The following is a 23,424-nucleotide window of genomic DNA, read 5'->3' on the forward strand; positions in this document are numbered from 1 at the left end:
TTTTATATTTTCCTGAATACAGGATTTTCAGACTGGTTCAGACTGGTTACGGAAAACCTACACTTTCCATCATATAAAAACAAACCTATAAGTTGATTTCAAACGATACTTTAATAAAAATCGAAGCCTTATTTCGTTATTTACAAATGCTCGACTGTCCTTCTGTACAACAATACGACCCTACACAAGAATATAGGACCTACTGTGCTTTTGCTATTGGGTTAGACTGGAAACACAATTGTAAAACGGCTTACTTAAATTTTCCTGTTGACAAAGTTCGCTCCTGGCATTTGAAAAATTGGGAGAAAAGAAAAAAGGAAATACCGCACGAATCCTTTGTAGAAGATTTTACAAATGAAGAAGTAATTCGTTTTGGTTTTAGATCATAATTAAAAAAGGCAACTATCTATTAGTTTGCGCCAAATTATTTTAAATGATTACATAATATTGATAGATTTTAGCTATTTTATTGCTGCATTAGATAGTCAAAATCTGTTGTTTAAGAGCAACAAAAGTTTCTATATTTGCAAAAACAATCAATAACTCATTCAATGGACAATCTTGAACAAAAGATTATAGCATTAGAAAGTAAAGTAGAAAACATTGGAGATAAATTAACCGATGGTTTTGAACTAATTTTAGCACGTCTTGATTCTATAGACAATAGAATTTCAGACTTAAAAGGTAATGCAAAAGGTAATTTAGGAGCTGTTGAAGGCGCTGTTAATGATGGCTTCAAAAAAGTTATTGAAGAACTTAAAAAAATAAATCACGTTACAAGATACGAAGATATGCATGATAACTTACCCTCGTCACTAGGTAAGGCTTAATGCTCTTTCATAAAAGATTAATAAAAAAAACCGTCTCAGTATGAGACGGTTTTTTTTATTTTATTTTGGATTCTAATTTAAAGCTTACTTTAAATTATCCTATTGACAAAGTTCGCTCCTGGCATTTGAAAAATTGGGAGAAAAGAAAAAAGGAAATACCGCACGAAGCATTTATGCAAGAATTTACAAATGAAGGAGTAATTCGTTTTGGTTTTAGATAATAAAAAAACCACTCATTGAGTGGTTTAAAATTCACTTATAAGTGAATTATTTCTTTTTTGCAAGCTTCTTTTTTGCAACTACTTTCTTTTTTACTGGTTTCTTAGCAGCCGTAACTTTTACGACTCCACCGCCTTTTACGTATTTGAACCCTTTTTTTAAATGCGTTCCGCACGCTGTAGTTCCTTCTTTCTTTGATACTCTTTTTGTTGCCATGATTGGTTTGGTTTAATGGTTGTTTTTTAAGAATTTAATTTTTTTGAGTTTCTTGCCTTTTAAAATACAAAGTATTTTTCGCAAATATATTTCTGATAATTGATTGTAATCAGCGTCAGGCAGATTGTATGCTATTAGTTTTAATGAAAAATATATTTTTCTTAAAAACGCAATAAGTATTATTTCTACTATAAGAAAGAACACAAATAACGAAATGCAAATTGCTGTTAACATGATTGGTTTGGTTTAATGGTGATTTATTTTTTCGAAAATCGATAGACTTCTTTTAATAATTTAATATCTAAGTATTTTCTATCAAATGTTTTAAAAATATCTCTTAAAATTTCATACTTGATTTTCGAAGCAAAAAGTGCAGCTTCTTCAGTTTTGAAAATTGCAGGATAACCAACTCCTTTTATGGTTAAAGTGTATTCACCTGTCTTTATTTTATTGGTTTGTACTGTTCCGGGATATGTTTTTATAACAACACCGTGCGAAGTTTTTTCAGTTTTTAAAGCTTTCATATATTTAATTTTTTAAATTCTCTCTACTTCATCCGTGAATTCTAATTCTTCCTCCGGCTCCAAGAATTCTGCAATTTCTTCATAACGTTTTGGAGCGAAACGCTTAAAACCTTCTTCCCAAACAATGTGATAACCCATACCGTAACGCCCTCTATTTTCCATCAGGAAGTTTTCGACGGTTACAATGGCATCTACAACGTGCGTCCAACCTTGATCGCCTTTGAAATTCCCGCCTTTGGTAACTTCAAAAATCAATATGAAAGATACGTTTGGGTATTTTTGTATGAATCTTGTTTTAAATTCATCAGGCGAGATTTTCTCTTTACGGATATAATCTGAGATCATGTCTATAAAAACAAAAGTGTATTTTCCTGTAGCGATTTCTTTTTCTAAATCTACCAAAGTGTTTGAATCACTTGGTTCGGCTTTTGAGTTATCCGCTAAACCTGAATTTTTCCAAAGTTCTTGTGTGGATAAATTGAAACCCTGATCCGCAAAATTGTACAATACGTTTCCAAACTTGGTTAAATAATTGGCAAATTGCAAAGCACCTGCGGTTTTTCCGTTTTTAGGCGGTCCCCAAATTGCAATTTTCATGTTTTTGGCGGGGTTCTGCATAAAGTTTTCCCAACCGTCACCCATTGGCAAACTCTCAAAATGCATTTGCATCAGTTTGTTTTTGGTTGGTTTAGTTTCATTATCGTCAACTCCTGGAGTTTCAGGATTTGAAAACACCTCTATTAATTCCGTTGGAATTCCGTTTGTAAAACCCGTATCGTTATTCTTTATAATTGGCACTTTCAAGCCTTCAAACAAAGCATAGTTTCCGTTTTGATTGTGCAAACTTTCCAAACGGTTTTTTATAGCCGTAACCAATTCAAAACCCGCTTCGGTAATTGATAGCGTACCGTCAAAATAAGAATGAAAAATAGTTTCTTTATTCATTCGACTTTGTTCGTAGCCACTTGTAATTGTTTTTTCAATATAGAATTCGTCAAACTCTTCCTGATTCCATTTTTCGTCCTTGAAATTTTTATATAAAATTTGGGCTTGTTGCGCCTTAATTCCTTGATATTTTGGTAATGCAACAATATCGTTTACCGCTTTTTGAACTGCGGTACTTTCGGGTTTTATGGCAAATGGTTCAGGGTTATTGGTCTTTTTCTGTTCGTTCGGTTTACCTACAACCGCTTTCTTTACTGTTTTTTTTGTTTTTACAATCCCTTTTTTAACCGGTTCTTTGGTCTTTTTTTTGTCGTTTGGTTTAACGGCACTAAAATATTTACTAACGTCAATTTTATTCGTCAATTTGTTTTTGCCGTTAATATTTTCAACCTCATAAACCAATGGCTGTAAATTATGGAATTTTGGGTTATAGTTTTCTGAAATAAATTTTATTATTTCGGGTAAAGTTATTTTGGTAGCAACTATTTCCGCTGTTATGTTGTCAACTACGGCGTAAGCAACTATAGTGCGTTCTTTTGTTTTTTTAGTATCAGGCTCACTTATAATTGCTTTTCTTATTTTGTTTCGCAAAGCAGTCGGAAGCCCTTTTTTATGCCACGTAATTACACCGTGTTTATTGACTGTGGCAATTTTTATTTCATTTTGTAAAAATTCGGTTGCTTCGCCTTTTTTCACGGAATTAAAAGAAAGATCTTGTTTTTTAGCAACTGGCTTTTCAATTGGCTTTTTCACTTCAGCTTTCTTTAAATCCTCAAAATACAACGGATCGCCTTTTTCGTCAAATTGCAATACAAAATCTGCTACTTTTTGTGCAGCAGTACCGGCTTTCATGATAAATTTATTATCGTCTTTTATTTGCGTTAAAACAGAATTCCAACCTTTCAAATAGGCGGCATGATTTTTATTGTTGTGCCACACTATCCCGGCTTCAGCACTTAGGAAGATTGCGCCTAGTTCGGCAACCAATTCTTCAAACGCATATTTTTTAGAGCCTTGACTTCCTGTAAAATCACGGCTTAATCTTTTGGATGCGCCTGTACTATGGGAATATTCATGTAATAACGTTCTGTAATAATCCTGCACCGTGTCAAAATCTGATAAATACGGCATTTGAATTAAGTCTCTGCCTGGACTATAAAACGCACGGTTTCCACCAAATTTAAGCGTTGGCTGTGGCTTTGGATAGTTTTTAAGGATTGCTTCGGGAATTGGCATGCGGTTCGCTTCGTCAGCGGGTTTTTCAAGATCGATAAAACCAATTTTGAATTTGTCTAAACCAAAATCAATTCCTTCAATATCTTTTCCGTTGTAAACGTGATAATATTTAAGCATTGGGATTACGCCTAAATCATTTTGTATTCCGTTTTCAGTCGCAAAACTTTCTACTTTGGTTTTATCGTAGGAAGAAAATTTCAGGTTTTTTGGTCGGTCTTCGGCTTTCCAAATTTTGGTAAAATACACCACTTCAAACCCTTTTGCGCCTTTTTTTACTTTCCCTTTCAAATCCTTGATCTGTTTAAAAGTCAGGAAGAAAGGATTTTCAAGCGGTTCTAGTTCTGTAAGCATCAGCACATTTACACCTCGGTATCTTTTTTTAGATGCAAAATTAAAAGGAATCGTGTAGCCGGTCCCGTATTCCTTTGCTTCCCAAGTTTTCTTGTAATCACGGGAGTTTGCTGCTTCAATCATTTTTACGATTTTAGCGGTAATCATGTCATATACTTCGGTAGGGGAAACTTTGCCTAATCCTTGCGGTTCGTCTGTAATGGCTTCGTAATCTAATCCATGCAAGAAACTGGAAGGAACGGGTTCAATTATGTAATCGTCGTTTTCCAGTTCAAATATTGAAGCTTCAGGATAAGCAAGAAGTAAATTAGCAATTCGGGAAGCAATTTCGGTATTGCCTTCTTGGATGGCTTGGATTCGAATTTGGTTCAGGCTTTCACGACTGGTTATCGCGCCACCTAAACCATTGAATTGGTTTATTAATGACATGGTTGGTTGGTTTAATGGTGATTTTTATTATTGCTCAACTACCCAAGTTTTTCCGAGTGCCTCTACAATAGTGTGAATTTGGTAATTATCCACATTTGTATCTAGGCCACCTTTAAGGAATTGGTCAACAATATTCAAAAATAACAATTCTACTTGAATATCTGTAACTAAATAATTACTTTTTGCAGGGAGTTCAAATTCTGTTTTGCTTGAAAATGCATTTCCAATCAGAACGCCTTTATACATCAACTTTATTTGTTTAACTTTTATCATACCCGCAGTAAATATATTCATATCATAGGTGGTAGGGTTGTGAAATCCTATGTCGATATCCAAATATAATTTACCGTTGCTTAGGCGCATTTTTCGAACATTACGAATATCCATTGTCATTTGTTCAATGACTTTAGAAAAATCGTTTTTTTTCTTGAAGGCGAAAAGCGTCGATACAACCGCCGCTCCTCCCAGTACTTTTAAAATTGTTTTTCCTTCCATGATTACGTATATTTTTCAATGTTAGCGGCACTCACAAAACCTATTGTTTGTCCGGTCCATAAATCACCATTCCAAAAATCATTATAAAAAACAGTGTACGCATTACCGTCAGCACTTTGCGAACGTATCACGCCTACAGCTTGTCCGTACGGTATGGTTTTAGCTACTTTTCCAGTGCTATAATACGTTCCATCGGCTTTTTTGATGGTTTCATAAATGTTTGCACCTGCTTTGTTTGAGACCATTACTTTAGTTCCGTTTGGAAGTACGTTTCTGTTGATGGTTGGTATTTTTGCGTATTGATCGAGTGAAATTTCTTTTACTCCTTTCAATCTGTACAACATCGCTTCGGTTTGTGCTCCAAAGAAACCATCTGCGGAAATTTTCATTAAGGCTTGCAATCTTTCTACTTCAAGCCCTTTTGAACCTATGCTCAACACTTTGGTTAAATACAACGCAATGGGTTTCGTGGCTGGATCAACTACAGCGTTTATATCCGTTAGCGGAGCGTCAGTAGTTAATGGTTTTTTGTTTTTTGAATTAAAATAAAGATAACCACCGCCTAACAGTAGGGCTACGCCTACATAAATAGCTGTGTTTTTATCGTTGTTTTTACTGGGTTCTTTAGTTGGTTGGCTCATTTTGTGGTTGGTTTAATGGTGATATGGTTAAACTGGTATTTTGGTTCGGAAAAATAATATTAATTTAAGAATAAAAAAACCGATTGTTCCAGCTCCTATTATCATCAATATCAATTGCCATTTTGGAATAGGTCGGTTTACTGGAATGTCTGTATGTGAATAAACAGTTTTAGTTCTGTAAATGATTTTTGTAAAACTGGAACTGTCGCTTTTTGTCGCACCCACTCGGGCATTAAAATTCAAGCTTTTGTCTTTCTTGTCGTAAAAAGCACCAAAGGAATTATCTCCCGATGTTTTTTTTGTGTTCAGCTGTGCGAGTAAACGATCAACTGCTATTTGGCAAACGGAATCACACTCTTTTTTATCGGTGTAAATGCGTCCAATGACAATTTTTAAACTGTCGATAATTTCCCTGTTTACGGTTATGATCTGCAATTTATTAATGCTGTCATAATTTATTGCTGTGGTTTCTGTTTTGGTTTCCAATGGTTGTTTTGACTTGCAACTCACTAAAAAAAGTGAGGAAAAAAGCAAAATCACAAGCAACGAAAAGAAATAGGCTAGGGCTGTTTTCATGATCGGCGGTTTCTTGGTTTGTGCTTTGCTTTTTCTCTTTTGTCGGCTTGGTGCATGATGTACCATCTGTGCAAGTTGTACCCAACGAATATCAATGCTGTAAGTAGTTTTAAACTCTTTTCCATGTCCACAAAATTGAAAAATAATAACATAAAGGAGTATAAGAAGGTTATTTTAAAGTCTATGATTTCGGCTAATAATTTCATAATTACGGCTTTTTAGGCGAGTACGTACTCTGATTAAAATTGAAATAAGTAAACAGGAAATACGCCACTGCACCAAAAATTTTAATGTAGCTTTCTGTTAATGTGCTAAGTCCTAAACCGGATAACATTCCTGAATTTTCATTTAGTAAAATGATTAATCCATAAACAAATGATCCTATTTTCCAAAAAACGGTGTTGATTACTGGCGTAGGTTCGTTTAGTTTACTCATGGGTATTGGGGTTTTTAAATTGTCGTTTATTGAATTGATGCAATGGTTCTTGTCTAATTTGTCCAGGACATGAACCAAAAAGCGTCCTTTGGATTTTAGTTTATTTAAAACTTGGTTTCGTCCCAGTGCGCTCGAAAGCGTTTCTCCTTCTCTGCCAAATTTGTACCCGTCCGGCTCAATAAGTACGGCATTCCAAAACGCTCTAAATTCCCTATTTGCGAAAATGTCCAAGTTCTTTGCTGTATTCCTAAAATACCCGGATTTGTTCTCTACGTACCAATAATTCACGATACTTAAAAGGAATATCAGCACTAATGCGATGTTGAATAATAGGAATCCCATTACTGTAAATTCATTAAGATTAATTCTCTGACTGTCATTGGCTCGTAACCAAAAACGAAGTTGTCAAAAACTGCGTTTATATCAGGATCAGTTTCTCCGTTGATGGCAGTTACTAGATTGAATTTTTTACCTGTTTTTAAATAAAATTCATAATGTGCCGTGTATCTACCATAGAGTAATGCGTATAAATTTGGGTTTTTAGATTGCAAATAATCATCCGCACTATAACGCTCTTCTTTCATGGACTTACGCATTTTTGGGCTTGAAAAACCAATAACCGTTTCGGTTCCATCTCCTACAAATACAGGCTCTAAATTAAAGTAATAAGGTTGCATAGGTTTAGTAACTTGAAGCTCTCCTGCCCAATCTACCCAATGCATATCTTTTTTCCAACCTAAATAAGTATTTGGATAAATAACATCATTATACTCATAATCCCCATAGATTTTATGACATACAATTCTAATCGCTTCTTTCTTATTTTCAAAATAATATGATTTAGATACTTTTTCTCCTTTCATATTAGTTACAGGTTCACGTTCATTTAACCAACTAAAATTGCTAAAATCTTTATCTGTAAGGGTATTAAGATTAATACCCCTTTGTTCTACTATATAATCTATTACTAATTGTATCATAATTGAATATATTTTATGCCTACAACATCGTAAGCTTTTAATTTAATTTTAAATAACATATTTTCAGTTCCAGTGTGCATTGTAGCTTTTATAACCCCATCAATATAAAAGTATAAAGTACCAGCTATATACCTATACTCATAAACTTGTATTGGATTTGATGTAGCCCAAAAAGAAGCAGGTTGATGTGGATAAAGTTGAGCACTTCCACTACCAATAATACCACCAAATGTTTTAAAAGAATTTGAATTTTGATACATAGATACTTGTGATAATTCAGTATTATTAGAAGCCTTTATAATAGTAAAATTTCTTTCATCAGTGCCACCTGCAACACCAGCTCCCATAGGGTCACCTAAAGGGCTTTTTTCTAATTTGAATTGAATTCTCCAAGTCTGTGTATAATCTAAAACTCTATTCCATGTAGCAGATTTATAAGTTGCATATATACCCATATGAAGCTCACCTTCTTTACTAATATCAAACGAAGTATCTGCAGTCCATTCTGCTGCTGTCGGTTTAAATACTGTTCCATAAGTAATTAATAAAGCAGACGCCTTAGTAGTTGAAAGTCCATTATCCAATGTACATGAAAAAGCACCTTCAACACTTCCTGTTGTTGCATTAACCAATATTTCCTGACTAGTCACGAAAGTTGCATAATTAATAGTCACACCTCCAAGAATAATTGCATTCGGATTAAGTATTCTATCACACATAGAAGGAGTAAAAAAGTCTCCTAATATTCTAATATTCCCTGTTGTCGATGGTAGATAAGAATCGGGTATTAATTCTTTAATCCAAGGAGCAGGAGCAATAGCAATGGTGTATAGTTTTAAGTTTCCATTTACATCTGTGCTTAAAACTCTATTAGTTGGCAACTGTCCATCATTTCTAGTATTTGGGTAGTTACTTAGTTTTAGGTCTTTATTTAAGAACTCGGTAACTTCCAAAACATCGGCTGCAACAATAGCAGCTTGGCCAACTCCAAAACTTCGCCCTCTTAATTTTAGTTCAAAAACTCTACCTGTATCCGTAGTATTATATTTTACAATTTCACTTGCTCCAACCACAAGAACTGGGTTAAGCACATTGATATAAGTGACAAATCCCGCTACATTTTGCGTTGCTAAAACAGTTGATAGAATTGGTTTAACAGTTGTAGTAATACTTCCTAATCCTGAAAGTTTCGTAATTTCGGCAGCAGTAATAAGACGCTCTCCGGTTACTTTATTTACTTTATTAGATAATAAATCATCAACCGTTTCTTTTACATAAACCGTAGGATTAGGCTTGGTCACGTCTGTTTTAACGATACCAAATTTAGCACTCGTAGCTTTAGAAACGGAAGTTACATTTGAAAGTAATTGAAAATCGGCAGCGGTGCTTTGTAAATCTGCTGCTCCGTACGTTCCGGTAACGCCTAACCACAAATAACTCTCTACTACACCGCCATTAGTTAGTTTTATTACGGTATAACCTGTGTTTTGATCCTGAATTAGTATTGAAGGTGTTTTAGCGTTTAGTACCGTTTCAATAGCACTGGCAGAGGAACCTAAATCTATAGTTTGAGTAGTGGATAAAGTTTCTATTTCGGTTACCGTTGGTTCAAAAGAGGTGATCTTAATATTGGCAGTGGTTAACGCTGTATTACCTATGCCATAATCACCACGCCCAATGTTTAATAACTCTACATAATAGGTTACCGGGTCAGTTCCTAAAGAGATTGCTTTAAATGTAGGTATCGTTTTACCGTCAATTGTAAATGAGGGTAGCGCATTAATTACATCGGCAAAATTAGCCGCCGTTGGGTCTATCGGTGCCGTGATCGCTATTTCGGTTTTTATATTGTCCATCACCGCAAGAAATGGTGCGAAAACTTCTTCTTTTGGAAACGAACTCACCTCTTTTGTTTCAGCATTTCGCATCAATATGTGATCCGCAGCTTCGTCTTGAGGTGGGTTTTTTATTTTTAAACGGTTGTCAATTGTTATTGGTCCTGGCATGTTGTTTTATTTAAAATTTACTGCGGAATTTTTAATTATTTTATGGTAATACACACGATTCTTCACTGTATATGAAATTATTTGTATTAACAATGCTGCCACTTACCCTTTCGAAACTACCTAATTCTATACATAAATTAGGATCACCCACATCGGCATCTAACGTGTAAGTGAAATAGATTCCACCTGAATTTGAAAGGCCTGTAAAAGTATATTGGGCATAGACTGTTGTTCCGTGTAGTTTATACCTAAATGTGATGTCACCAACGCCTTTATAATCAAATGAAACAAGTGATTTATAAAGAGTAGGCGTTTCGACAACGCAATTAACCGCTTCGGCTATAAACCCACCGTTATCTATTCTGTAGGATATACCATCAATACCGTATTGATACCATAAATTACCACTTCCTACAGGCGTGGACAAGTCAGAATTAATAAACAATTGAACTCCTAGATCAAGTGTGTTTACGGCCGCATAAAGCATTAAAGGAAATGCTGTTTGTGCACAAGATAAACTCGAAGAACTTCTTCCCGGACTGGAAAAACCAAACGAGTAACTTACTACCGGTGTTGTTACGGTACAATTAGCAATCATGGACCAGTAGGACTGATGTGTAATTGTTTGATCGCTCGTTGCAATGGTGGCTCCTAAACTGTTTTTTAGATACAAAGTAAAATTGACGCTTGCGCCAACGGCTGTAGTTTCTTGGTAGGTAATAGAAAAAACACCGCTGTCATTATTCAAGGTTGCACTTGCTGATGTGGATGCTGTTTGTATCATTTCAATGTATGAACCCGCAGGCGCATTGCTTGTTGTAATTGGGAACTTAACCGCACAGGTTGAATTGTCGTTGCAACTGCCTAAACTCCTGCATGATACTGATCCAAAATTAATCGTCGGAGTCGGTGGAACAACAACTGGTGGAACAACAACCGGAGGGACATACGCTTCATCCAGTTCAATTTCTACCAAAGGCGTGTAATTGTTTCTGTTTTCTCCGTCACCGCCGTTAAATCTTGCCGCTTCCCAGTAAAAGTTTGCGTCTTTATAGCCTTCTACAACATCGTTTATTTCCTTTACATATTCGTCTTGTCCAATGTTTGGAATACCGCCTTGTTCTCCTTTTGCTATCACACGTAATTGCAAATAAGGAATAGGGGTATTGTTACCGCTACCGCCTGTACCAACACCGCTACCGCCAACTATGAAAAGTGGGTCTCTTATTACGCCTATCGTTACCATTTGTTTGTGTTTTTGTGAATTATATTTTTTAAACTAGGCTACTCCACTCAGCGGGAATTTTTGTAAGCAAAACCCGGTTTACTTCGCCTACGGTAATTAAGCCGTTAGCATTGGGTTTAAAGACTCGGTTTGCTTTTGCAAATGCTTTACCCGGAATAGATTTGGATTCAATTACCGCATCGTGTCCTTTATTTACTTTGGATGGAAAAAGCGTAATTAAATAGAAATCGACAAACGAGCGAGGTAAGGAAATTTTTAAATAGCGAAACCACATTTTATAATATTTCTCTACATAGTCCAGTTGTTGCACCGCAGTCATTTTGCTTAATTTAAGAACAGATGTTTTCAAATCTTTGGCGGCAATGTGTCCAAATTGAATTAATCCTACATAGTTTTTTGTAGCTGAAAATTTTGAAGGCGAAAATGTTCTTGCGCTTTCAAAATACATGATAATCATTAACCAGTTTGGGTTGATTTGCAAATTAGCCGCTACACTTCTCACTTTTGCAATAAAAGCCGTGCGGTAAGCAATAGGTACTTGGGTTTCGAATATTAAAGCCATGATTGTATTTTTTTTCTGTTTTTGATAAGTAGTACTGATCCTAAAATGAACATGAGACTAAATACTATTGTGACACTTTTTTTTTTAGAAAATCAGCCATCCACTCACTTGGAAGTCGTGACAACATTATTTTTTGTACTTCGGCAACTGTGACTTGTTTGTCTTTATTAATGTCAAAAATTGGATTGGCTCTAGCCAAAGCGGCTGCCGAAATTCCGTTTGATTTAATTACAAAGTCCAAACCTTTATTTACTGCAGCAGGAAAAAATGTAATGAGGTACGTGTCGACGTAACTCTCAGGAACAGAAATTTTTAATATTTTGTACCATGATTTATAATACTTTTCAACGTAATCTAATTGCTGTACGGCTGTCATTCCTCTTAATGCAGTTGTGGTAGTTCCTATTTGATTTGCAGCAGCAGTACCAAACTGGATTAGACCTGTATAACCTAAAGAATTTGTGATAGACGGGGAGAATGTTCCTGCACTCTCAAAATTGATAATTGCCATTAACCAGTTAGGATTAATTTTCAAATTAGCCGCAACTATTTTCAGTTTTGCAATAAAAGCCGTGCGATAGGAACTAGGTACTTTATTTTCGTAAATTAATGACATGGTTTGGTTGGTTTAATGGTGATTTGGTTTTAAAAAAATTGCCTTTTTGCTACTCAAACTCGTGATGAGTAGCAAGGGCAACTTCACGCAATGAACAATACTAACTAGAGTAATTTTTTATATTTTAGCTTTAACCGTTTTTGGTTTTGAATCCTTGAAATACTGCATTCCTTTGTACACACCGCCTAAAAGCAACAACCACATTACCCAACTCATTCCCGCTTGTTGAACTACTGGAGGAATATCTTCTGTAGTTGTCGCAGTAGGAGTGGTTGTTGCTTTTGGTTTGGGCTTTATGATAACTTCGTTTAATTCGTTAACATTAACCTGCATCATTACTTTTTTAGGTAGAAATACCGCACTGATACTGTAATCTTTCATAGATACATGAGTAATCTTAACCGCTGAAATACTTGTTGCGGCTCCGGTAACTACAACAGAACCATTTTCATTAGTCTCTGCAATCCACTTACCGTCAATCCAAATATTAGCCCCTGGTAAAGGGTTACTGTATTCGTCGTAAACGGTTGTCGAAATTGTTATTTTATCGGATAAAATCGGAGTTGAAATTGGATTTACGAAAGTCGTATTTACCGTATTAAGAGGCACAAGCGTTCTTATAAATTGCGTTTCTAGGTTTTCAAAACCATCTAAAAAAGGTTCTTGATATCCGAAATAAGTTTTTGGTTCCATATTATAGCGAATTAGGGTATTTACTTCTTAAAATCGCATATTCCTGCGCTGATAATTCCTCTTTTAACCAAAACTTCAAATCGTATTTTGTTAATGATCCAAAAGGATTATAATTGACTTGATCTCCTGTAACTGGATTGTAGTTCAGTTTGCCAAAGGCAATAATTACTTGTGCAAATTGATTTTGGTTTACATATTTCAGTACTTCCAAAATCGCTTCTTCCTCCGTACCTCTGTCTTTCATGGCTTCCCAAAGTGCTGTTGAAACTTTTTGAGCATTAAAAACGGGAATAACAGGAATATACCCGCCGTTTCCGGTTGGGTCTTGCGCACTACCTGAATTATCATTCTTTTTGCTAACAATCAAGTACAGCAAACCAAGGCCTGCTAGTACTATTACGCCTGTTTTTAAGTTTTTTATTTCTTCGGGACTCATATCAGTGTTGTTTTTATTAAAAAAATGCTCCTCCTAAAAGAAAAGAAAGTTGTTGCAGTTGATAACTGTTAAATTGATTTTGCAACCACTCGATAAGATTTAGATCGCCACCTAATAGCGTTCCTTTCTTATGTCCAAAGGCATTATAAACACGTACAAACCCGTTGTAATTTAAGCCTGCTAATTGCTTGTAAACAGTGTCAAAGTCATTGCTTACAATCCCTATAGAACCGTTAATAGCGTCGGCTTTTCCTTTTGCTTGAGCATAACTCACATTTGCGGCAGCATAAGAGGAATTCTCTTTTATCTTTACAAAACGGTCTGTATATTTGTTGTAGATATAATATCCCAGTCCGCACACGGCAAAAAGTTTTATCAAAAACGGAATAGCTTCAGCACTTTTTTCAACCACTTTTGCACCCGCAACAATTGCCACTGGATTTCCTAATTTTGATACCTTTTTTTTCATCTTATATAAATTTTTGTAGCAATGCGAATTTTATATCACTGGATAAATACGCTAATGCTTTTGGTGATTTTACCATTTTCAACACTCTTTTTAACTGATCTGTTGATAAATCATTTACAGCGTCGATAGCTGTTTTTCTGGTCACTAATTCCATATCGGTACTAGCTATGACGGTTATTTCAGTTCTAGACATGGGCGTATTGCTGTATTAATGTTTTTAATTGAGTTGTAAATCCTTCATCGTTTATGAATCGGCAAACAGAACCTAAAAAATTAACTTGGTTTTCGTCTAAACTTTCAGCAATGTGTTCTAAAAGTTGGCGATGTCCTTCCGTCATTGGCGCACCTAATGCGCCTGCAATGGCCGGAGCCACGCCCCCTGATTTTAAAGCAGCAAAACCACTAAGCAACTCGGGCGCTCTATCCATCATAGCGGTAAATGCGGGACTGTCAAAAACAGATTTGTTTTCCATTTTTGCCAGCATTACAGCCATGTCTTTTTGTGCTTCAGCGGTTGAAAGTTTTGTAAGCGTGCCTCGATGTTCAACATCCAGTATGTCGTAATTTTTTTTCAACTCTTTAAAGTCGATTTTCAATTCGGCATATTGTTCTTCTTTGTCTATCAGGCGATCTGCTTTTCTTTGCATTCCTATTACATCAGCAAGCCCAAGTCCAAAAACATTAGGCACGTTTGGATTGCCTAAAAATGGGGTTGGTTGTTCTTGATACTGTTGTTGTTGGATTGGCTGAATTGCAGGAAGTGCATTCACTTGTTGCGGTACAACTTCTTGTTGGGTAATAACTGGTGAAATTTCAATAGCACAAGCATGATCCTTTTTAGAAGTCGCTCCTTGTTTGCTTCGCATTTCAACCCAAACTAATGTTGGTTTAGTTATAGGACCTAAATTATTTTTTATGTATTGCTCTAAATCTTCATTAGGAATATCGGTTAAATAAATAGTAGCTTTTCCAATGGACTTATTAGTTTCTTGGACTGTAATAGTTATATACCGATTGTCTTTTGATTTCAGATATTGTATAGTATTGGCTATGTTACTCATAATTATTGCGTGATTTTGAGTGTTATAATATGGTTTTGACAAATCCTACGTATAGGATTTTAGACTTGCTTTGATCGGGTTCAAAAGTGATGGAGATTTCATTTTGCAAAATCACATTGGGTGCGTTTATGGCGTAACTTTCTCCTTTTTTTACTATTCTACCGTCAATAAAAACAGTTGCTTCACCATCGTTTTGAAACGTTGGATTAATCATGTCTTTCAATGAATAATTCGCATGATTAGCTGTAATCACTTCGTTTATCAATTCTCCGGGTACAAACATCTTAGTTGGTATCTAGTTTTTCAATCATAAACAACACTTGAACCGTTACGGTTTGCGTTGCAGATAAAGACAATGCCACTAATCTGGCTTCAAAACTGCGACCTCCTAAAAAGTTAACCGGGCGCATACTGTCTCTAAATGTTCCGCCGTTTGTTTTTTGAGAAAAACGAACGTCAGCAGGTCTAACCACTTCGTTACCGTTACTTAATACTGATAAATTGATAATTCTATTTTCAGTATCTCCTGCAACTATTGCCGATATTGCCACCACTTTTCCGTCCGGAATTACAATTGGCTCATTAGCTAATACAGTACCGTTGGTAAGTGTAACATTGGCTGTTACATACTCGTATGTTTTTTCTTCGTACATTGGATTTGCTTTAAAAAAAAAGCCTTGCCTAACTAGACAAGGCTTTTTTTGGTTTAATTGGTTGGTTTAATGGTGTGATCGAATTACGATTTCAAAGCGGTTTGTAAACCTGAAAGACGTAAATAAACGTAGTGGTTTGTACCTGCTGCTAAAGTAACTCCCGGAGCAAACTTCAATTGAATCGTGATTGTTTTTGCATCAGCAAGCAAGATCAAAGATTTTAATTTTGTGTACTGGTCTGATGCATTTTGTCCTGCTGTAAGATTCGTGATGTCAATTGCTGGCATACGCAACACTTCTTTACCGTTTTGACTAATGATTAACGTAGCGTTTTGAAGTTCAGCAGGCAAAGAAATATTATAAGCTAGAGCTCCTTCTTTGCCCATATCAGCGTGGCTTCTATAGCCAAGTGAAATTTCATCAAAAACAACGGCTCTACCTGTTTCCAAGGTGTTTTTGTCAAACGTACAAATACCGTCAACTCTTTGAGTGGTTGCGTCAATCAAGTCGATTGTTCCTCCGCCTTCTATTCTTTTCTTGATTTCAAGAATTTGAGGGGTTAAGATCACTTTTTTGTTATTGGCGTCTCCTCGTAATTGCATTGTCAGGTTATCTGACATGATTGCCAAAAAGGCTAAAACTGTGTGGAAAAATACTGAATTATACATAATTGTTTGGTTTAATGGTGTTTTTTACTTTTTTACTTTTTTCTTAATTTTGGAATTGATTTGGTTTGCTTTATACTCCTGTAAAGGACAATAAAGGTGCTGCTGGCTCTAATTCGATAGGTCTCTCCCAAGTAGCGTCACTGTTTTCTCCTTCCCAAGGTGCACCTAAATACTGTTCGTAAGCAGGAGATCCTAAATGACCTACGATAGCCTGAACAAAACGATCTGTAGCGTTTAATTCAACTTTTGCGCCTGTAGTATCTACTACTTGTACTTTTACTGGAATAGCTTCTTTCAAAGCATCTGTTGCTTCATCGTACAACTGTTTTGCTCCTAATCCTAGCAATCCGTTTTGTACTGCTTGCGCAGCTGTTGTACTTGGATTGATACAAGCGGCGGCAACTATACCACCAACTCCTAAAATCCATCTTTTGTAGCTATTGGTAGAGGCGGGCATCACTGCTGAAACTCCGTCACCAATTTTAGCTCCTAGAACAATTGCGCCACCTGCTAAGGCAACACTTGTTACTGTTTTTGCTGTTGGTTTTTTTAACATTTTTTGTCGGTTTTAATGGGTTCTTTTTTTCATGATTTCAAATATTATTGCTTTTTACAATAAGAGTTTTAAGGCTAACAATCCAGCCCCTAAAATCAAAGGAGTTGATGATGATTTTTTAGCTGTTACAGGCGTTCCGGTTGAATTTGTTGTTGCTCCAGATGTGCTTGTTGAGTTTGTTGTTGTTCCGGTTGTGTTGGCCGCCGCTACTGTCGCAGGTGGTGGTGTTTGCACAACTGGCTTTGGAGGTACTACAATGAAGCTGTCATAAGTAGATTCGTTAAAACCTGTCCATGTTTGCCCTTTTTTATACATTGGCAATCCGCCCGGTATAGAAATTCCGCTTTTCTTTTTTCCATTAGGTATTAATTGAAATCCCTGTGTGGTAAATTGCTCAAAAGTGTCTTTTCTTAATTGTTCAATTGCTTTTTGGCGCAAAGCATGACCTTTTCTCGTACAACTGGCATATTTACTTTGTTGGCCGTTTATAGCGTCATCTAAGTACCCTTGTGTGACTAACATGAAACGATCTAAATTTGAACTGGTAGGTTGCTGATATATTCCTGACCATTTAACCATAAAAGGTAAATCTTGTTCTATGTCTAGTTTTGCTTTTTGTTCGCTGTAGGATGCTCCCCAACATGACAAATCAAAGCCGTTTGCGAAAACTGCTCCGAATGTTTTTTCCATTGGGATAATTGCCTTTAACACATCTAAACCTGCGCCAATAAAGTTTCCTGTAGCAAGACTTGTTGCTATACTTCCTACGTTTATTCCTTGAACTGATATGTTGCTTAATGCTGACATACCGGCTGTCGCTGCGCTTGATGTAAATTGAGAAAATGATGAAGAAGTTGGAGCAACGTAGTTTCCAGTAGGAAGACTTGTTGCATATCCTCCATAAGTCGAACCTGCCGGAGTAAGAGAGAAAGAAGGTACTATTTCTCCTAATTGTCCGGCTGTAGCTAATGCTTTTTTCAGTACTTCCCCCATATTAGGATCAATACCGTTTTCAACATTGGCACGAACAATTGTCAACATGCGATTTGTTACTTCTTTGGAAAATCCTTGTTTTTCCAATACATCAAGAAAAGAGTGAAAATTTCTGATGGTAATGGCTAAATTTGCGGGACTTCCTAAACCACTACTTTTTATCGGTGTTCCTTGACAAGCACAACCTAATGCGCTAACGTATGGACTTGCTAAACCTTTGTGTTTCATGGTATAATCGTGTTTTTGTGTAAACGAAACCTCTTTGTTGTCGTGTGTTGTGGCATCTATTGTAAAATGCATATTCCCATTTGGCACAATCACGTAAACGTGTGACCATTCGCTTGGCATAATTCCCGCTTGCTGTACCATTCTGAATGAATGCGGTATTCCCAAGTTTTGCAGAATTGTACTGGCTAAAATTGAATATGTTTTGCAGTCGAAACCTGTTTTTCTAAAATGCCATGCAGCACTTGGAGACATCAGGTTTTGCGTTTCACCGTCTAACTTGTATTGAAAATGAGAATACAGAAAATTGTAAATTTTGTTTACGGTTTCCTGTTTTGTATTTCCTTTCAATAGTGGCGCAATAGCTTTCATTTGGTGCGAAAACTTCAAAGCCCATTCAGACATGAAGCGTAACGTATCATAAGTATTGCTGTTATCGGCTTCTTTGTCAAAATTGTATTGAGTGCCTTTGTAAACTGGAATAAGTCCTTGGTAGGCTGCTCCATCCTGTAAAGTGCGATACAATAGTGTGTCAATGAAACTCATGCTTTTTTCAATTTTATAAAATGAGAGAAGTGCAAAGGCTTTTTGGTAAATCGTATTTTTGATGTACTACAACCTATAACTACTTTGCACCCAACTAACTCAAATCAATTCCGTATGAAATAGAAAGGCAAAGATGTAGGAATGCGTAAAATGTTAATTTGGATTTGTTTGTGTTGGTGCGGGATGGTTTGGATTTGTCAGTAATTATTTAGATTTGTATGGTTAGGTTTGGATTTATTCGGATTGTTCCTATGTTTATTGTGATAATTTTTTATACTTTTGAAAAACCATTAAACCACGTTCTTATGACCCAAACCGTACCACAATCAAAAAGAAAAGGAGAATTACAACAATTGCTAAATAAAGAATGTGGTTTTTCTTGTCATACCGTAAAAAAAGAAATTATTGCTGTTATTGTCGAAGTCAGAAAGGTTTCTCTCAAAGAAGCTATGGATACTAAAACGGTGTATCCTAAAGAAGTAGAGGAAGTGCTAAAACGTTTTGCATAAAAAAACCACCCGGTTAGGAGTGGTTTGAAGTGATTTTTGTAATTATTAGCAGTTCTTTCTGTTTATTTCTTCACCTAAGTGAATTCTGAAATATAATTTATCTTTTTCGGCTCCCCATTCTTCATTGCCTTTTGCTACTGAAATATATTTTATTTTTTTTGTTACTTTTCGGCTGTTTTTAGAATAACCGTTAGTAAATTCTACTGCATCATAATCGTATCTAAAATGATCGGTTTCTTTTGTAAAATAATCCGCAATAGATTCATTGGCCCAGTATTTAAATTCAGAAACCGGAACAAGTGTTAACCGACTTACAAAATAAGGTTTTACATCTCTATATTCTTCTGATTTTTCACCTGATAAAATCTGATCGAAATACTGTTTTTTTAAAGTGAGTTTTAAAATTTTCATGGTTAAGTTGGTTCTGTTAGTTTAAATTCTGTTCTAAATTTGCCCTCTGACCAACTCATAGGTTTTAAAGTAGCGATGTACTCATTTATTTCTTTTAATTTTTGAACTAAAATTTTATCAAAGTCTGAAAGAGTTTCGAAATTTTCAGGCATTTCATCTGAAAAATAATCTTCCTCAATTTGACGGCAATAATTTGGCGAACAAATCATTAATTGTAAATCATTTTCGTCAATTTCGTTTTCTTCCATGTATTGTTCTACTGATTCTACATCAAAGAAATATTCATTTGAGTCATGTATTACCAATGGCGTTTCTCCGTTCCATTCTAAAAATGGTTTATTATAGTAACTTTCATTATTGTTTTTTTTATAACAAGGTTTGCAATATCCGTTTTTGATATATGGATTTTCGCAATTTGTACAAATTTTATGCGTGGCTAACTCACGCCTAACAGTGTGTTCAGTGACAATGTATCTTGGAACAATTTCACTGCCTAAATTGTAGACTTCAATAGTTTTTTTAGATGGTAAAATAACATCTTTTTCTAATAGTATTTTTTCTTCGTTTTTCATGGTTCAATGGTGGGATTGGTTAGTTTATTTATTTTCTTTTAATGACTGAATGTTATATTTGTAAATCTGTTCGATTATTTTTTTAAAAGCATTAAAATTGAAAAACGCATTTGCTGAAAAATTACCCTCGGATGAGTTTATATTAACCGTGCAGCTAAAGCCGTCTCTTACGGATATTCTGTAGTAATTACAGTTGTTAAAAAACTGATCTATTCGCTTTTTTATGAATTCACTGTCTTCTGAATTTATACAAGCAAAATAAAAAGAACGTAATTTTTTTATTTTTTCAAGTTTTCTTTTTCTATCGATTCTTTTTCTAAATTCAATGAAATAACTTATCGGTTCTAAATTTTTCATAGTTCAATGGTGGGATTGGTTAGTTTATCAATTTTATTTTGTTTGTAGATAATGATCCTATTTAGCCTGGCAATTTCCTTTTCTTGTTCTAAATAATTGTCCAGTGAAAAAAACAGTATTTCCGGTACTGTTTTTAGTTTTTGGGAAGCCGCAACGGTTTCTAATTGTTTCCGTTGCTTTGCTGTGAAATTCCTGATATAAGTACTGTTTTTTATCATGTGCTATTGAAATGTAGATTTTTTAAAGGCGTTAGTCGTTATCTATCACGAATTTTACTTTAAATATTTCTCGAATAGTTCTAAATTCCTTTACTCCGTTGTAACTCATTTTATGTTCGTTAGCATAATTGGCTATTGTTTGTAAATTGAGATACTTCCCGGACGATTCAATAAATTGCACCAAGTCCTCATTTGTGAATTCCCCTGTGTGCATTTTTAGATCTAGAAATTCGATTAGTTTTTGTCCGTTAGGCGTGGTTGTTGGGTTTTCCATAATGGTTCAATTTATTGAGTTGCGCTTATAAGATAGTTAGGAGAAACCGCCTAATATAGTCGCTCTAGTGGGTTAATTATTGGTTGGTAGTGGGTAATCTCAATTACAGGATGTAAACCTAATCCTAAATTAGCCTGAGTGATTGAAAATCCATTACTTACCCCCATTTTAGGAATCTCCGAATTTGAATATAAAATCCAATAATAACCGCTTGGTATGTTTTCATTTTTAATAATTTCAATCCACCCGTTATTATTTTCGATACCTTGGAGGGATTTAGGTCTAATGGTTCCATTTGTTTGATAATCATTATTTCGAACATCAAATAAATCATTGTTTTTATATTTATTAAATATAACGCCAAACTTGTCTCCGCACCATCCATTATCTCCTTTTACGTGTTTTATTAAGTTTGGGTAATCCTTATATACTTCTTGTATTTTTTCTTCTTTTGTCATTTTAAAATATTTAAAAATTAGTATTACGTGGTATTCTCCTAACAAGCGTTTGGAGCAAGTTGCTACAACTTTTTTCTTTCTATTCAACTTTTTCGGTGGCAGCCTGCACCAAGCGCAACCGTTAGGGAACAGCTTAAGAAGCTCGTGCATCTTCCGACGTTTCATAAAAAACATCAATATGAAAAGATTTTAAGATATTTTCTTCTCTATTATGATTTTCTATAAATCCTTTATGTGCTTGGTAAAAAACTTTCTCCAAAGCATTTACATCAGTTTTTGCGATTACAATAAAACTATCAACATATCTTCCTTGATAAGGTTCTGCATTTGGTTCATCTTCATCAATTGAAATATCTAAATAATCAATTGAAATTTCAGTATAAAATGTTTTCATAATTCGTGGTATAAAGCCGATTCCCTAACAGCTAGTATATTTCAGCTTAGCATCGGGCTTGATTAATAATTGGTTTTGTGTCAGATTTATGGTTTCTCAACCGAAAGACTAGGCTTTTTTGTCCCAGCCGAAATTATACTAGCGAAACGTTAGTGGCAACCGCTTATAGGTGTCCATAAACTTTCTTTAATCTATCTTCAAATTTTTTTATTGTTATTTCAACATATAGTTTCACATCATAGCCTTTAGAATATTGCAAATAATATTCTGTAAAAACATCAATTGCTGTAAAATCATATTCTTTTCCTTTAATGAAATTAGCAATATCTTTTTCTAATTTTTCACAAAAATCTTCGTGTTAATGCTGTGATGCTTCAATTAAATTATCCATTTGATTAGCCATGTAAGCTCCTGTATCCATAACTATTTTTGATTTATTGGTTTAGGTATATTTGTCCATTGTAAGTCGTTTTCATTTTCGGGACAAAATATTATATCTGAATCAGTAACTTGCCAGAACAAATTTTTAAAATCATAATATCCTATAAATAATTCTCCATCAAAAAGGATTAAAACATCAATACTAAATACTCCATTACATTCAACATCTTTAATCGGATATTCTAATGCTGTTTTTAATTTTAAACTCATAATTTCTAGTTTTACGTGGTATGCCACTAACAGCTATTACAACTCACTAGGGCATCGGTCTTTTGGGTTATTATTGTTTTGTATTTGGTTTTATTTGTCACATCGGAAAGAAATTCGCTTACTTATCCCTAGCGTGCTGTACTAGCAGGACGTTATAGGCAATCCTAAGCAACATCGTCGAAAATAGAAACCTGATTAATATTTGATTTTTCTATTATTCCTCTTGCTGTATTAAATATTGTTTTTCCTGCTTCATAGTCTACTAAGTTACGAGCCATTTTAAGCATCGGCTGTTCGCCTTTGTATTTTGTGAAATCGTATTTGTGAAATTCACATAATCCTTTTAATTCCTGTTTAGCGGATGAAATAGCAAATCTTCTATCTCCCAAATCGTTTGGTAATTTAAAGTTTGTCCAATACAAGTGGCGACCTCTTTTTATTGCAGGAACCAATGGTTCATAATAAGGGATTACATTTTCAACGACCCATTTTCCGGTTTTATAATAATGCTGTAAAAACAAAATTTCTTGATATAATTTCATATCTGGGTAAATTGCTTCGGTTGTAGTTTCATAATTTGAACTATTCCAATACCTGGCTCTTGAATGACTTGGGCAAGGTGGAGAACTCCATATAAAATCAAATTCTTTGTAATGACCTAATAAATATTGATGCGCATCAGCAACAATTACCTTATCGTTTGGGAATCTTTCTTGATATAATTTTGCTGCTTCTTCATCAAGCTCTACAGCTGTAACTTCGCAATCTTCCCATAACAATCTATTGCCACCTAAACAAGCGTATAAATTCAACACTCGAAAAGGACTGCCTATAACAGCGGTTTTGTCGCATTGTGGCAATTCTGAATTTTTGGATATTTCTAGCATAATTTAAAGTTTGGGTATTGTTAGTTATTATTTGTGATTAACCAAATAAAGTCTGTTTGAAGGTTTTTAGACGAACTGACGTTAG

Annotated in this window: 34 protein-coding genes; 3 read left to right on the forward strand and 31 right to left on the reverse strand. The window is 35.0% G+C overall.

Going from position 1 to position 23,424, the window contains the following annotated elements; all coding sequences use genetic code 11:
- The first annotated feature begins 92 nt into the window (after positions 1-92).
- Positions 93-389 (forward strand): hypothetical protein, encoded by a 297-nt coding sequence (locus ACM55F_RS09910; protein WP_416853639.1) that lies wholly within the window; start codon positions 93-95, stop codon positions 387-389.
- Positions 390-551: 162 nt separating this feature from the next.
- Positions 552-830 carry a hypothetical protein gene (locus ACM55F_RS09915; protein WP_416853640.1) on the forward strand — a complete coding sequence of 93 codons (279 nt, stop codon included), beginning with the start codon at positions 552-554 and terminating at the stop codon, positions 828-830.
- Positions 831-1,097: 267 nt separating this feature from the next.
- Here ACM55F_RS09915 and ACM55F_RS09920 read toward each other — a convergent pair whose 3' ends face one another.
- The 23 genes from ACM55F_RS09920 to ACM55F_RS10030 all read right to left on the reverse strand — a co-directional run bounded on the left by ACM55F_RS09920 (position 1,098) and on the right by ACM55F_RS10030 (position 18,608).
- Complete coding sequence (locus ACM55F_RS09920) at positions 1,098-1,265, reverse strand: hypothetical protein (RefSeq protein ID WP_416853641.1); 168 nt, start codon at positions 1,263-1,265, stop codon at positions 1,098-1,100.
- A gap of 257 nt (positions 1,266-1,522) precedes the next feature.
- Positions 1,523-1,789 carry a hypothetical protein gene (locus ACM55F_RS09925; RefSeq protein WP_416853642.1) on the reverse strand — a complete coding sequence of 89 codons (267 nt, stop codon included), beginning with the start codon at positions 1,787-1,789 and terminating at the stop codon, positions 1,523-1,525.
- A 12-nt stretch (positions 1,790-1,801) separates the two neighbouring features.
- Positions 1,802-4,750, reverse strand: a complete 2,949-nt coding sequence (locus ACM55F_RS09930) for a zincin-like metallopeptidase domain-containing protein (protein ID WP_416853643.1) — start codon at positions 4,748-4,750, stop codon at positions 1,802-1,804.
- 27 nt (positions 4,751-4,777) lie between these two features.
- Positions 4,778-5,245 carry a hypothetical protein gene (locus ACM55F_RS09935; protein ID WP_416853644.1) on the reverse strand — a complete coding sequence of 156 codons (468 nt, stop codon included), beginning with the start codon at positions 5,243-5,245 and terminating at the stop codon, positions 4,778-4,780.
- Positions 5,246-5,247: 2 nt separating this feature from the next.
- A complete protein-coding gene (locus tag ACM55F_RS09940) occupies positions 5,248-5,886 on the reverse strand; it encodes a peptidoglycan-binding domain-containing protein (RefSeq protein ID WP_416853645.1) in 639 nt (212 codons plus the stop codon).
- A gap of 27 nt (positions 5,887-5,913) precedes the next feature.
- Entirely contained in the window at positions 5,914-6,462 is a 549-nt protein-coding gene (locus tag ACM55F_RS09945) for a hypothetical protein (RefSeq protein WP_416853646.1), read from the reverse strand.
- Entirely contained in the window at positions 6,459-6,668 is a 210-nt protein-coding gene (locus ACM55F_RS09950) for a hypothetical protein (RefSeq protein WP_416853647.1), read from the reverse strand. The genes ACM55F_RS09945 and ACM55F_RS09950 overlap by 4 nt, the downstream gene beginning before the upstream one ends.
- Positions 6,669-6,670: 2 nt before the next feature.
- Positions 6,671-7,240, reverse strand: a complete 570-nt coding sequence (locus ACM55F_RS09955) for a hypothetical protein (RefSeq protein ID WP_416853648.1) — start codon at positions 7,238-7,240, stop codon at positions 6,671-6,673.
- A complete protein-coding gene (locus tag ACM55F_RS09960) occupies positions 7,240-7,878 on the reverse strand; it encodes a hypothetical protein (RefSeq protein WP_416853649.1) in 639 nt (212 codons plus the stop codon). The genes ACM55F_RS09955 and ACM55F_RS09960 overlap by 1 nt, the downstream gene beginning before the upstream one ends.
- A complete protein-coding gene (locus ACM55F_RS09965; RefSeq protein ID WP_416853650.1) occupies positions 7,875-9,884 on the reverse strand; it encodes a hypothetical protein in 2,010 nt (669 codons plus the stop codon). The genes ACM55F_RS09960 and ACM55F_RS09965 overlap by 4 nt, the downstream gene beginning before the upstream one ends.
- A 40-nt stretch (positions 9,885-9,924) precedes the next feature.
- The gene (locus ACM55F_RS09970; protein WP_416853651.1) at positions 9,925-11,130 is read right to left on the reverse strand and encodes a hypothetical protein; all 1,206 of its coding nucleotides are present in this window, start codon (positions 11,128-11,130) and stop codon (positions 9,925-9,927) included.
- A 28-nt stretch (positions 11,131-11,158) separates the two neighbouring features.
- Complete coding sequence (locus tag ACM55F_RS09975; protein WP_416853652.1) at positions 11,159-11,692, reverse strand: hypothetical protein; 534 nt, start codon at positions 11,690-11,692, stop codon at positions 11,159-11,161.
- Positions 11,693-11,756: 64 nt separating this feature from the next.
- Positions 11,757-12,308, reverse strand: coding sequence for a hypothetical protein (locus ACM55F_RS09980; protein WP_416853653.1), 552 nt, complete (start codon positions 12,306-12,308; stop codon positions 11,757-11,759).
- A 117-nt stretch (positions 12,309-12,425) separates the two neighbouring features.
- Positions 12,426-13,001 (reverse strand): peptidase associated/transthyretin-like domain-containing protein, encoded by a 576-nt coding sequence (locus ACM55F_RS09985; RefSeq protein ID WP_416853654.1) that lies wholly within the window; start codon positions 12,999-13,001, stop codon positions 12,426-12,428.
- Position 13,002: 1 nt separating this feature from the next.
- On the reverse strand, positions 13,003-13,437 hold the full coding sequence (locus ACM55F_RS09990; RefSeq protein WP_416853655.1) for a hypothetical protein: 435 nt from the start codon (positions 13,435-13,437) through the stop codon (positions 13,003-13,005).
- 16 nt (positions 13,438-13,453) lie between these two features.
- Positions 13,454-13,906, reverse strand: a complete 453-nt coding sequence (locus tag ACM55F_RS09995; protein ID WP_416853656.1) for a hypothetical protein — start codon at positions 13,904-13,906, stop codon at positions 13,454-13,456.
- Position 13,907: 1 nt separating this feature from the next.
- Positions 13,908-14,099, reverse strand: a complete 192-nt coding sequence (locus ACM55F_RS10000; protein WP_416853657.1) for a hypothetical protein — start codon at positions 14,097-14,099, stop codon at positions 13,908-13,910.
- Positions 14,092-14,967 (reverse strand): hypothetical protein, encoded by an 876-nt coding sequence (locus ACM55F_RS10005; protein ID WP_416853658.1) that lies wholly within the window; start codon positions 14,965-14,967, stop codon positions 14,092-14,094. The genes ACM55F_RS10000 and ACM55F_RS10005 overlap by 8 nt, the downstream gene beginning before the upstream one ends.
- A gap of 22 nt (positions 14,968-14,989) precedes the next feature.
- Positions 14,990-15,250 carry a hypothetical protein gene (locus ACM55F_RS10010; protein WP_416853659.1) on the reverse strand — a complete coding sequence of 87 codons (261 nt, stop codon included), beginning with the start codon at positions 15,248-15,250 and terminating at the stop codon, positions 14,990-14,992.
- Position 15,251: 1 nt separating this feature from the next.
- Positions 15,252-15,620, reverse strand: a complete 369-nt coding sequence (locus tag ACM55F_RS10015) for a hypothetical protein (RefSeq protein WP_416853660.1) — start codon at positions 15,618-15,620, stop codon at positions 15,252-15,254.
- A gap of 83 nt (positions 15,621-15,703) precedes the next feature.
- Positions 15,704-16,288, reverse strand: a complete 585-nt coding sequence (locus ACM55F_RS10020) for a hypothetical protein (protein WP_416853661.1) — start codon at positions 16,286-16,288, stop codon at positions 15,704-15,706.
- 70 nt (positions 16,289-16,358) lie between these two features.
- On the reverse strand, positions 16,359-16,844 hold the full coding sequence (locus ACM55F_RS10025) for a hypothetical protein (RefSeq protein WP_416853662.1): 486 nt from the start codon (positions 16,842-16,844) through the stop codon (positions 16,359-16,361).
- A 54-nt stretch (positions 16,845-16,898) separates the two neighbouring features.
- Complete coding sequence (locus ACM55F_RS10030) at positions 16,899-18,608, reverse strand: transglutaminase domain-containing protein (RefSeq protein WP_416853663.1); 1,710 nt, start codon at positions 18,606-18,608, stop codon at positions 16,899-16,901.
- Between the two features lie 305 nt (positions 18,609-18,913).
- Between ACM55F_RS10030 and ACM55F_RS10035 the strand changes: the two genes are divergently transcribed.
- Positions 18,914-19,117 carry a hypothetical protein gene (locus ACM55F_RS10035; RefSeq protein ID WP_416853664.1) on the forward strand — a complete coding sequence of 68 codons (204 nt, stop codon included), beginning with the start codon at positions 18,914-18,916 and terminating at the stop codon, positions 19,115-19,117.
- 45 nt (positions 19,118-19,162) lie between these two features.
- Here ACM55F_RS10035 and ACM55F_RS10040 read toward each other — a convergent pair whose 3' ends face one another.
- The 8 genes from ACM55F_RS10040 to ACM55F_RS10075 form a co-directional block, all read right to left on the reverse strand.
- Positions 19,163-19,528: an ASCH domain-containing protein gene (locus ACM55F_RS10040; RefSeq protein ID WP_416853665.1), complete on the reverse strand. Its 366-nt coding sequence runs from the start codon at positions 19,526-19,528 to the stop codon at positions 19,163-19,165.
- 2 nt (positions 19,529-19,530) lie between these two features.
- Positions 19,531-20,100, reverse strand: coding sequence for a hypothetical protein (locus ACM55F_RS10045; RefSeq protein ID WP_416853666.1), 570 nt, complete (start codon positions 20,098-20,100; stop codon positions 19,531-19,533).
- A gap of 353 nt (positions 20,101-20,453) precedes the next feature.
- Positions 20,454-20,675 carry a hypothetical protein gene (locus tag ACM55F_RS10050; RefSeq protein WP_416853667.1) on the reverse strand — a complete coding sequence of 74 codons (222 nt, stop codon included), beginning with the start codon at positions 20,673-20,675 and terminating at the stop codon, positions 20,454-20,456.
- A 31-nt stretch (positions 20,676-20,706) separates the two neighbouring features.
- Positions 20,707-20,949 (reverse strand): hypothetical protein, encoded by a 243-nt coding sequence (locus ACM55F_RS10055; RefSeq protein WP_416853668.1) that lies wholly within the window; start codon positions 20,947-20,949, stop codon positions 20,707-20,709.
- A 50-nt stretch (positions 20,950-20,999) separates the two neighbouring features.
- On the reverse strand, positions 21,000-21,407 hold the full coding sequence (locus tag ACM55F_RS10060) for a hypothetical protein (RefSeq protein ID WP_416853669.1): 408 nt from the start codon (positions 21,405-21,407) through the stop codon (positions 21,000-21,002).
- A gap of 133 nt (positions 21,408-21,540) precedes the next feature.
- Positions 21,541-21,801, reverse strand: coding sequence for a hypothetical protein (locus ACM55F_RS10065; protein WP_416853670.1), 261 nt, complete (start codon positions 21,799-21,801; stop codon positions 21,541-21,543).
- 423 nt (positions 21,802-22,224) lie between these two features.
- Positions 22,225-22,452: a hypothetical protein gene (locus tag ACM55F_RS10070; RefSeq protein WP_416853671.1), complete on the reverse strand. Its 228-nt coding sequence runs from the start codon at positions 22,450-22,452 to the stop codon at positions 22,225-22,227.
- Positions 22,453-22,616: 164 nt separating this feature from the next.
- Complete coding sequence (locus tag ACM55F_RS10075; RefSeq protein WP_416853672.1) at positions 22,617-23,339, reverse strand: DNA cytosine methyltransferase; 723 nt, start codon at positions 23,337-23,339, stop codon at positions 22,617-22,619.
- Positions 23,340-23,424: the final 85 nt, after the last annotated feature.

This window comes from Flavobacterium melibiosi (genome assembly GCF_048158545.1).
GTDB lineage: Bacteria > Bacteroidota > Bacteroidia > Flavobacteriales > Flavobacteriaceae > Flavobacterium > Flavobacterium melibiosi.

Bases quoted from the DNA above. Each gene is read 5' to 3' on its own strand.
- ACM55F_RS09915 (WP_416853640.1), top strand. From the start codon at position 552: ATGGACAATCTTGAACAAAAGATTATAGCATTAGAAAGTAAAGTAGAA.
- ACM55F_RS09920 (WP_416853641.1), bottom strand. From the start codon at position 1,265: ATGGCAACAAAAAGAGTATCAAAGAAAGAAGGAACTACAGCGTGCGGA.
- ACM55F_RS09925 (WP_416853642.1), bottom strand. From the start codon at position 1,789: ATGAAAGCTTTAAAAACTGAAAAAACTTCGCACGGTGTTGTTATAAAA.
- ACM55F_RS09930 (WP_416853643.1), bottom strand. From the start codon at position 4,750: ATGTCATTAATAAACCAATTCAATGGTTTAGGTGGCGCGATAACCAGT.
- ACM55F_RS09935 (WP_416853644.1), bottom strand. From the start codon at position 5,245: ATGGAAGGAAAAACAATTTTAAAAGTACTGGGAGGAGCGGCGGTTGTA.
- ACM55F_RS09940 (WP_416853645.1), bottom strand. From the start codon at position 5,886: ATGAGCCAACCAACTAAAGAACCCAGTAAAAACAACGATAAAAACACA.
- ACM55F_RS09945 (WP_416853646.1), bottom strand. From the start codon at position 6,462: ATGAAAACAGCCCTAGCCTATTTCTTTTCGTTGCTTGTGATTTTGCTT.
- ACM55F_RS09950 (WP_416853647.1), bottom strand. From the start codon at position 6,668: ATGAAATTATTAGCCGAAATCATAGACTTTAAAATAACCTTCTTATAC.
- ACM55F_RS09955 (WP_416853648.1), bottom strand. From the start codon at position 7,240: ATGGGATTCCTATTATTCAACATCGCATTAGTGCTGATATTCCTTTTA.
- ACM55F_RS09960 (WP_416853649.1), bottom strand. From the start codon at position 7,878: ATGATACAATTAGTAATAGATTATATAGTAGAACAAAGGGGTATTAAT.
- ACM55F_RS09965 (WP_416853650.1), bottom strand. From the start codon at position 9,884: ATGCCAGGACCAATAACAATTGACAACCGTTTAAAAATAAAAAACCCA.
- ACM55F_RS09970 (WP_416853651.1), bottom strand. From the start codon at position 11,130: ATGGTAACGATAGGCGTAATAAGAGACCCACTTTTCATAGTTGGCGGT.
- ACM55F_RS09975 (WP_416853652.1), bottom strand. From the start codon at position 11,692: ATGGCTTTAATATTCGAAACCCAAGTACCTATTGCTTACCGCACGGCT.
- ACM55F_RS09980 (WP_416853653.1), bottom strand. From the start codon at position 12,308: ATGTCATTAATTTACGAAAATAAAGTACCTAGTTCCTATCGCACGGCT.
- ACM55F_RS09985 (WP_416853654.1), bottom strand. From the start codon at position 13,001: ATGGAACCAAAAACTTATTTCGGATATCAAGAACCTTTTTTAGATGGT.
- ACM55F_RS09990 (WP_416853655.1), bottom strand. From the start codon at position 13,437: ATGAGTCCCGAAGAAATAAAAAACTTAAAAACAGGCGTAATAGTACTA.
- ACM55F_RS09995 (WP_416853656.1), bottom strand. From the start codon at position 13,906: ATGAAAAAAAAGGTATCAAAATTAGGAAATCCAGTGGCAATTGTTGCG.
- ACM55F_RS10000 (WP_416853657.1), bottom strand. From the start codon at position 14,099: ATGTCTAGAACTGAAATAACCGTCATAGCTAGTACCGATATGGAATTA.
- ACM55F_RS10005 (WP_416853658.1), bottom strand. From the start codon at position 14,967: ATGAGTAACATAGCCAATACTATACAATATCTGAAATCAAAAGACAAT.
- ACM55F_RS10010 (WP_416853659.1), bottom strand. From the start codon at position 15,250: ATGTTTGTACCCGGAGAATTGATAAACGAAGTGATTACAGCTAATCAT.
- ACM55F_RS10015 (WP_416853660.1), bottom strand. From the start codon at position 15,620: ATGTACGAAGAAAAAACATACGAGTATGTAACAGCCAATGTTACACTT.
- ACM55F_RS10020 (WP_416853661.1), bottom strand. From the start codon at position 16,288: ATGTATAATTCAGTATTTTTCCACACAGTTTTAGCCTTTTTGGCAATC.
- ACM55F_RS10025 (WP_416853662.1), bottom strand. From the start codon at position 16,844: ATGTTAAAAAAACCAACAGCAAAAACAGTAACAAGTGTTGCCTTAGCA.
- ACM55F_RS10030 (WP_416853663.1), bottom strand. From the start codon at position 18,608: ATGAGTTTCATTGACACACTATTGTATCGCACTTTACAGGATGGAGCA.
- ACM55F_RS10035 (WP_416853664.1), top strand. From the start codon at position 18,914: ATGACCCAAACCGTACCACAATCAAAAAGAAAAGGAGAATTACAACAA.
- ACM55F_RS10040 (WP_416853665.1), bottom strand. From the start codon at position 19,528: ATGAAAATTTTAAAACTCACTTTAAAAAAACAGTATTTCGATCAGATT.
- ACM55F_RS10045 (WP_416853666.1), bottom strand. From the start codon at position 20,100: ATGAAAAACGAAGAAAAAATACTATTAGAAAAAGATGTTATTTTACCA.
- ACM55F_RS10050 (WP_416853667.1), bottom strand. From the start codon at position 20,675: ATGATAAAAAACAGTACTTATATCAGGAATTTCACAGCAAAGCAACGG.
- ACM55F_RS10055 (WP_416853668.1), bottom strand. From the start codon at position 20,949: ATGGAAAACCCAACAACCACGCCTAACGGACAAAAACTAATCGAATTT.
- ACM55F_RS10060 (WP_416853669.1), bottom strand. From the start codon at position 21,407: ATGACAAAAGAAGAAAAAATACAAGAAGTATATAAGGATTACCCAAAC.
- ACM55F_RS10065 (WP_416853670.1), bottom strand. From the start codon at position 21,801: ATGAAAACATTTTATACTGAAATTTCAATTGATTATTTAGATATTTCA.
- ACM55F_RS10070 (WP_416853671.1), bottom strand. From the start codon at position 22,452: ATGAGTTTAAAATTAAAAACAGCATTAGAATATCCGATTAAAGATGTT.
- ACM55F_RS10075 (WP_416853672.1), bottom strand. From the start codon at position 23,339: ATGCTAGAAATATCCAAAAATTCAGAATTGCCACAATGCGACAAAACC.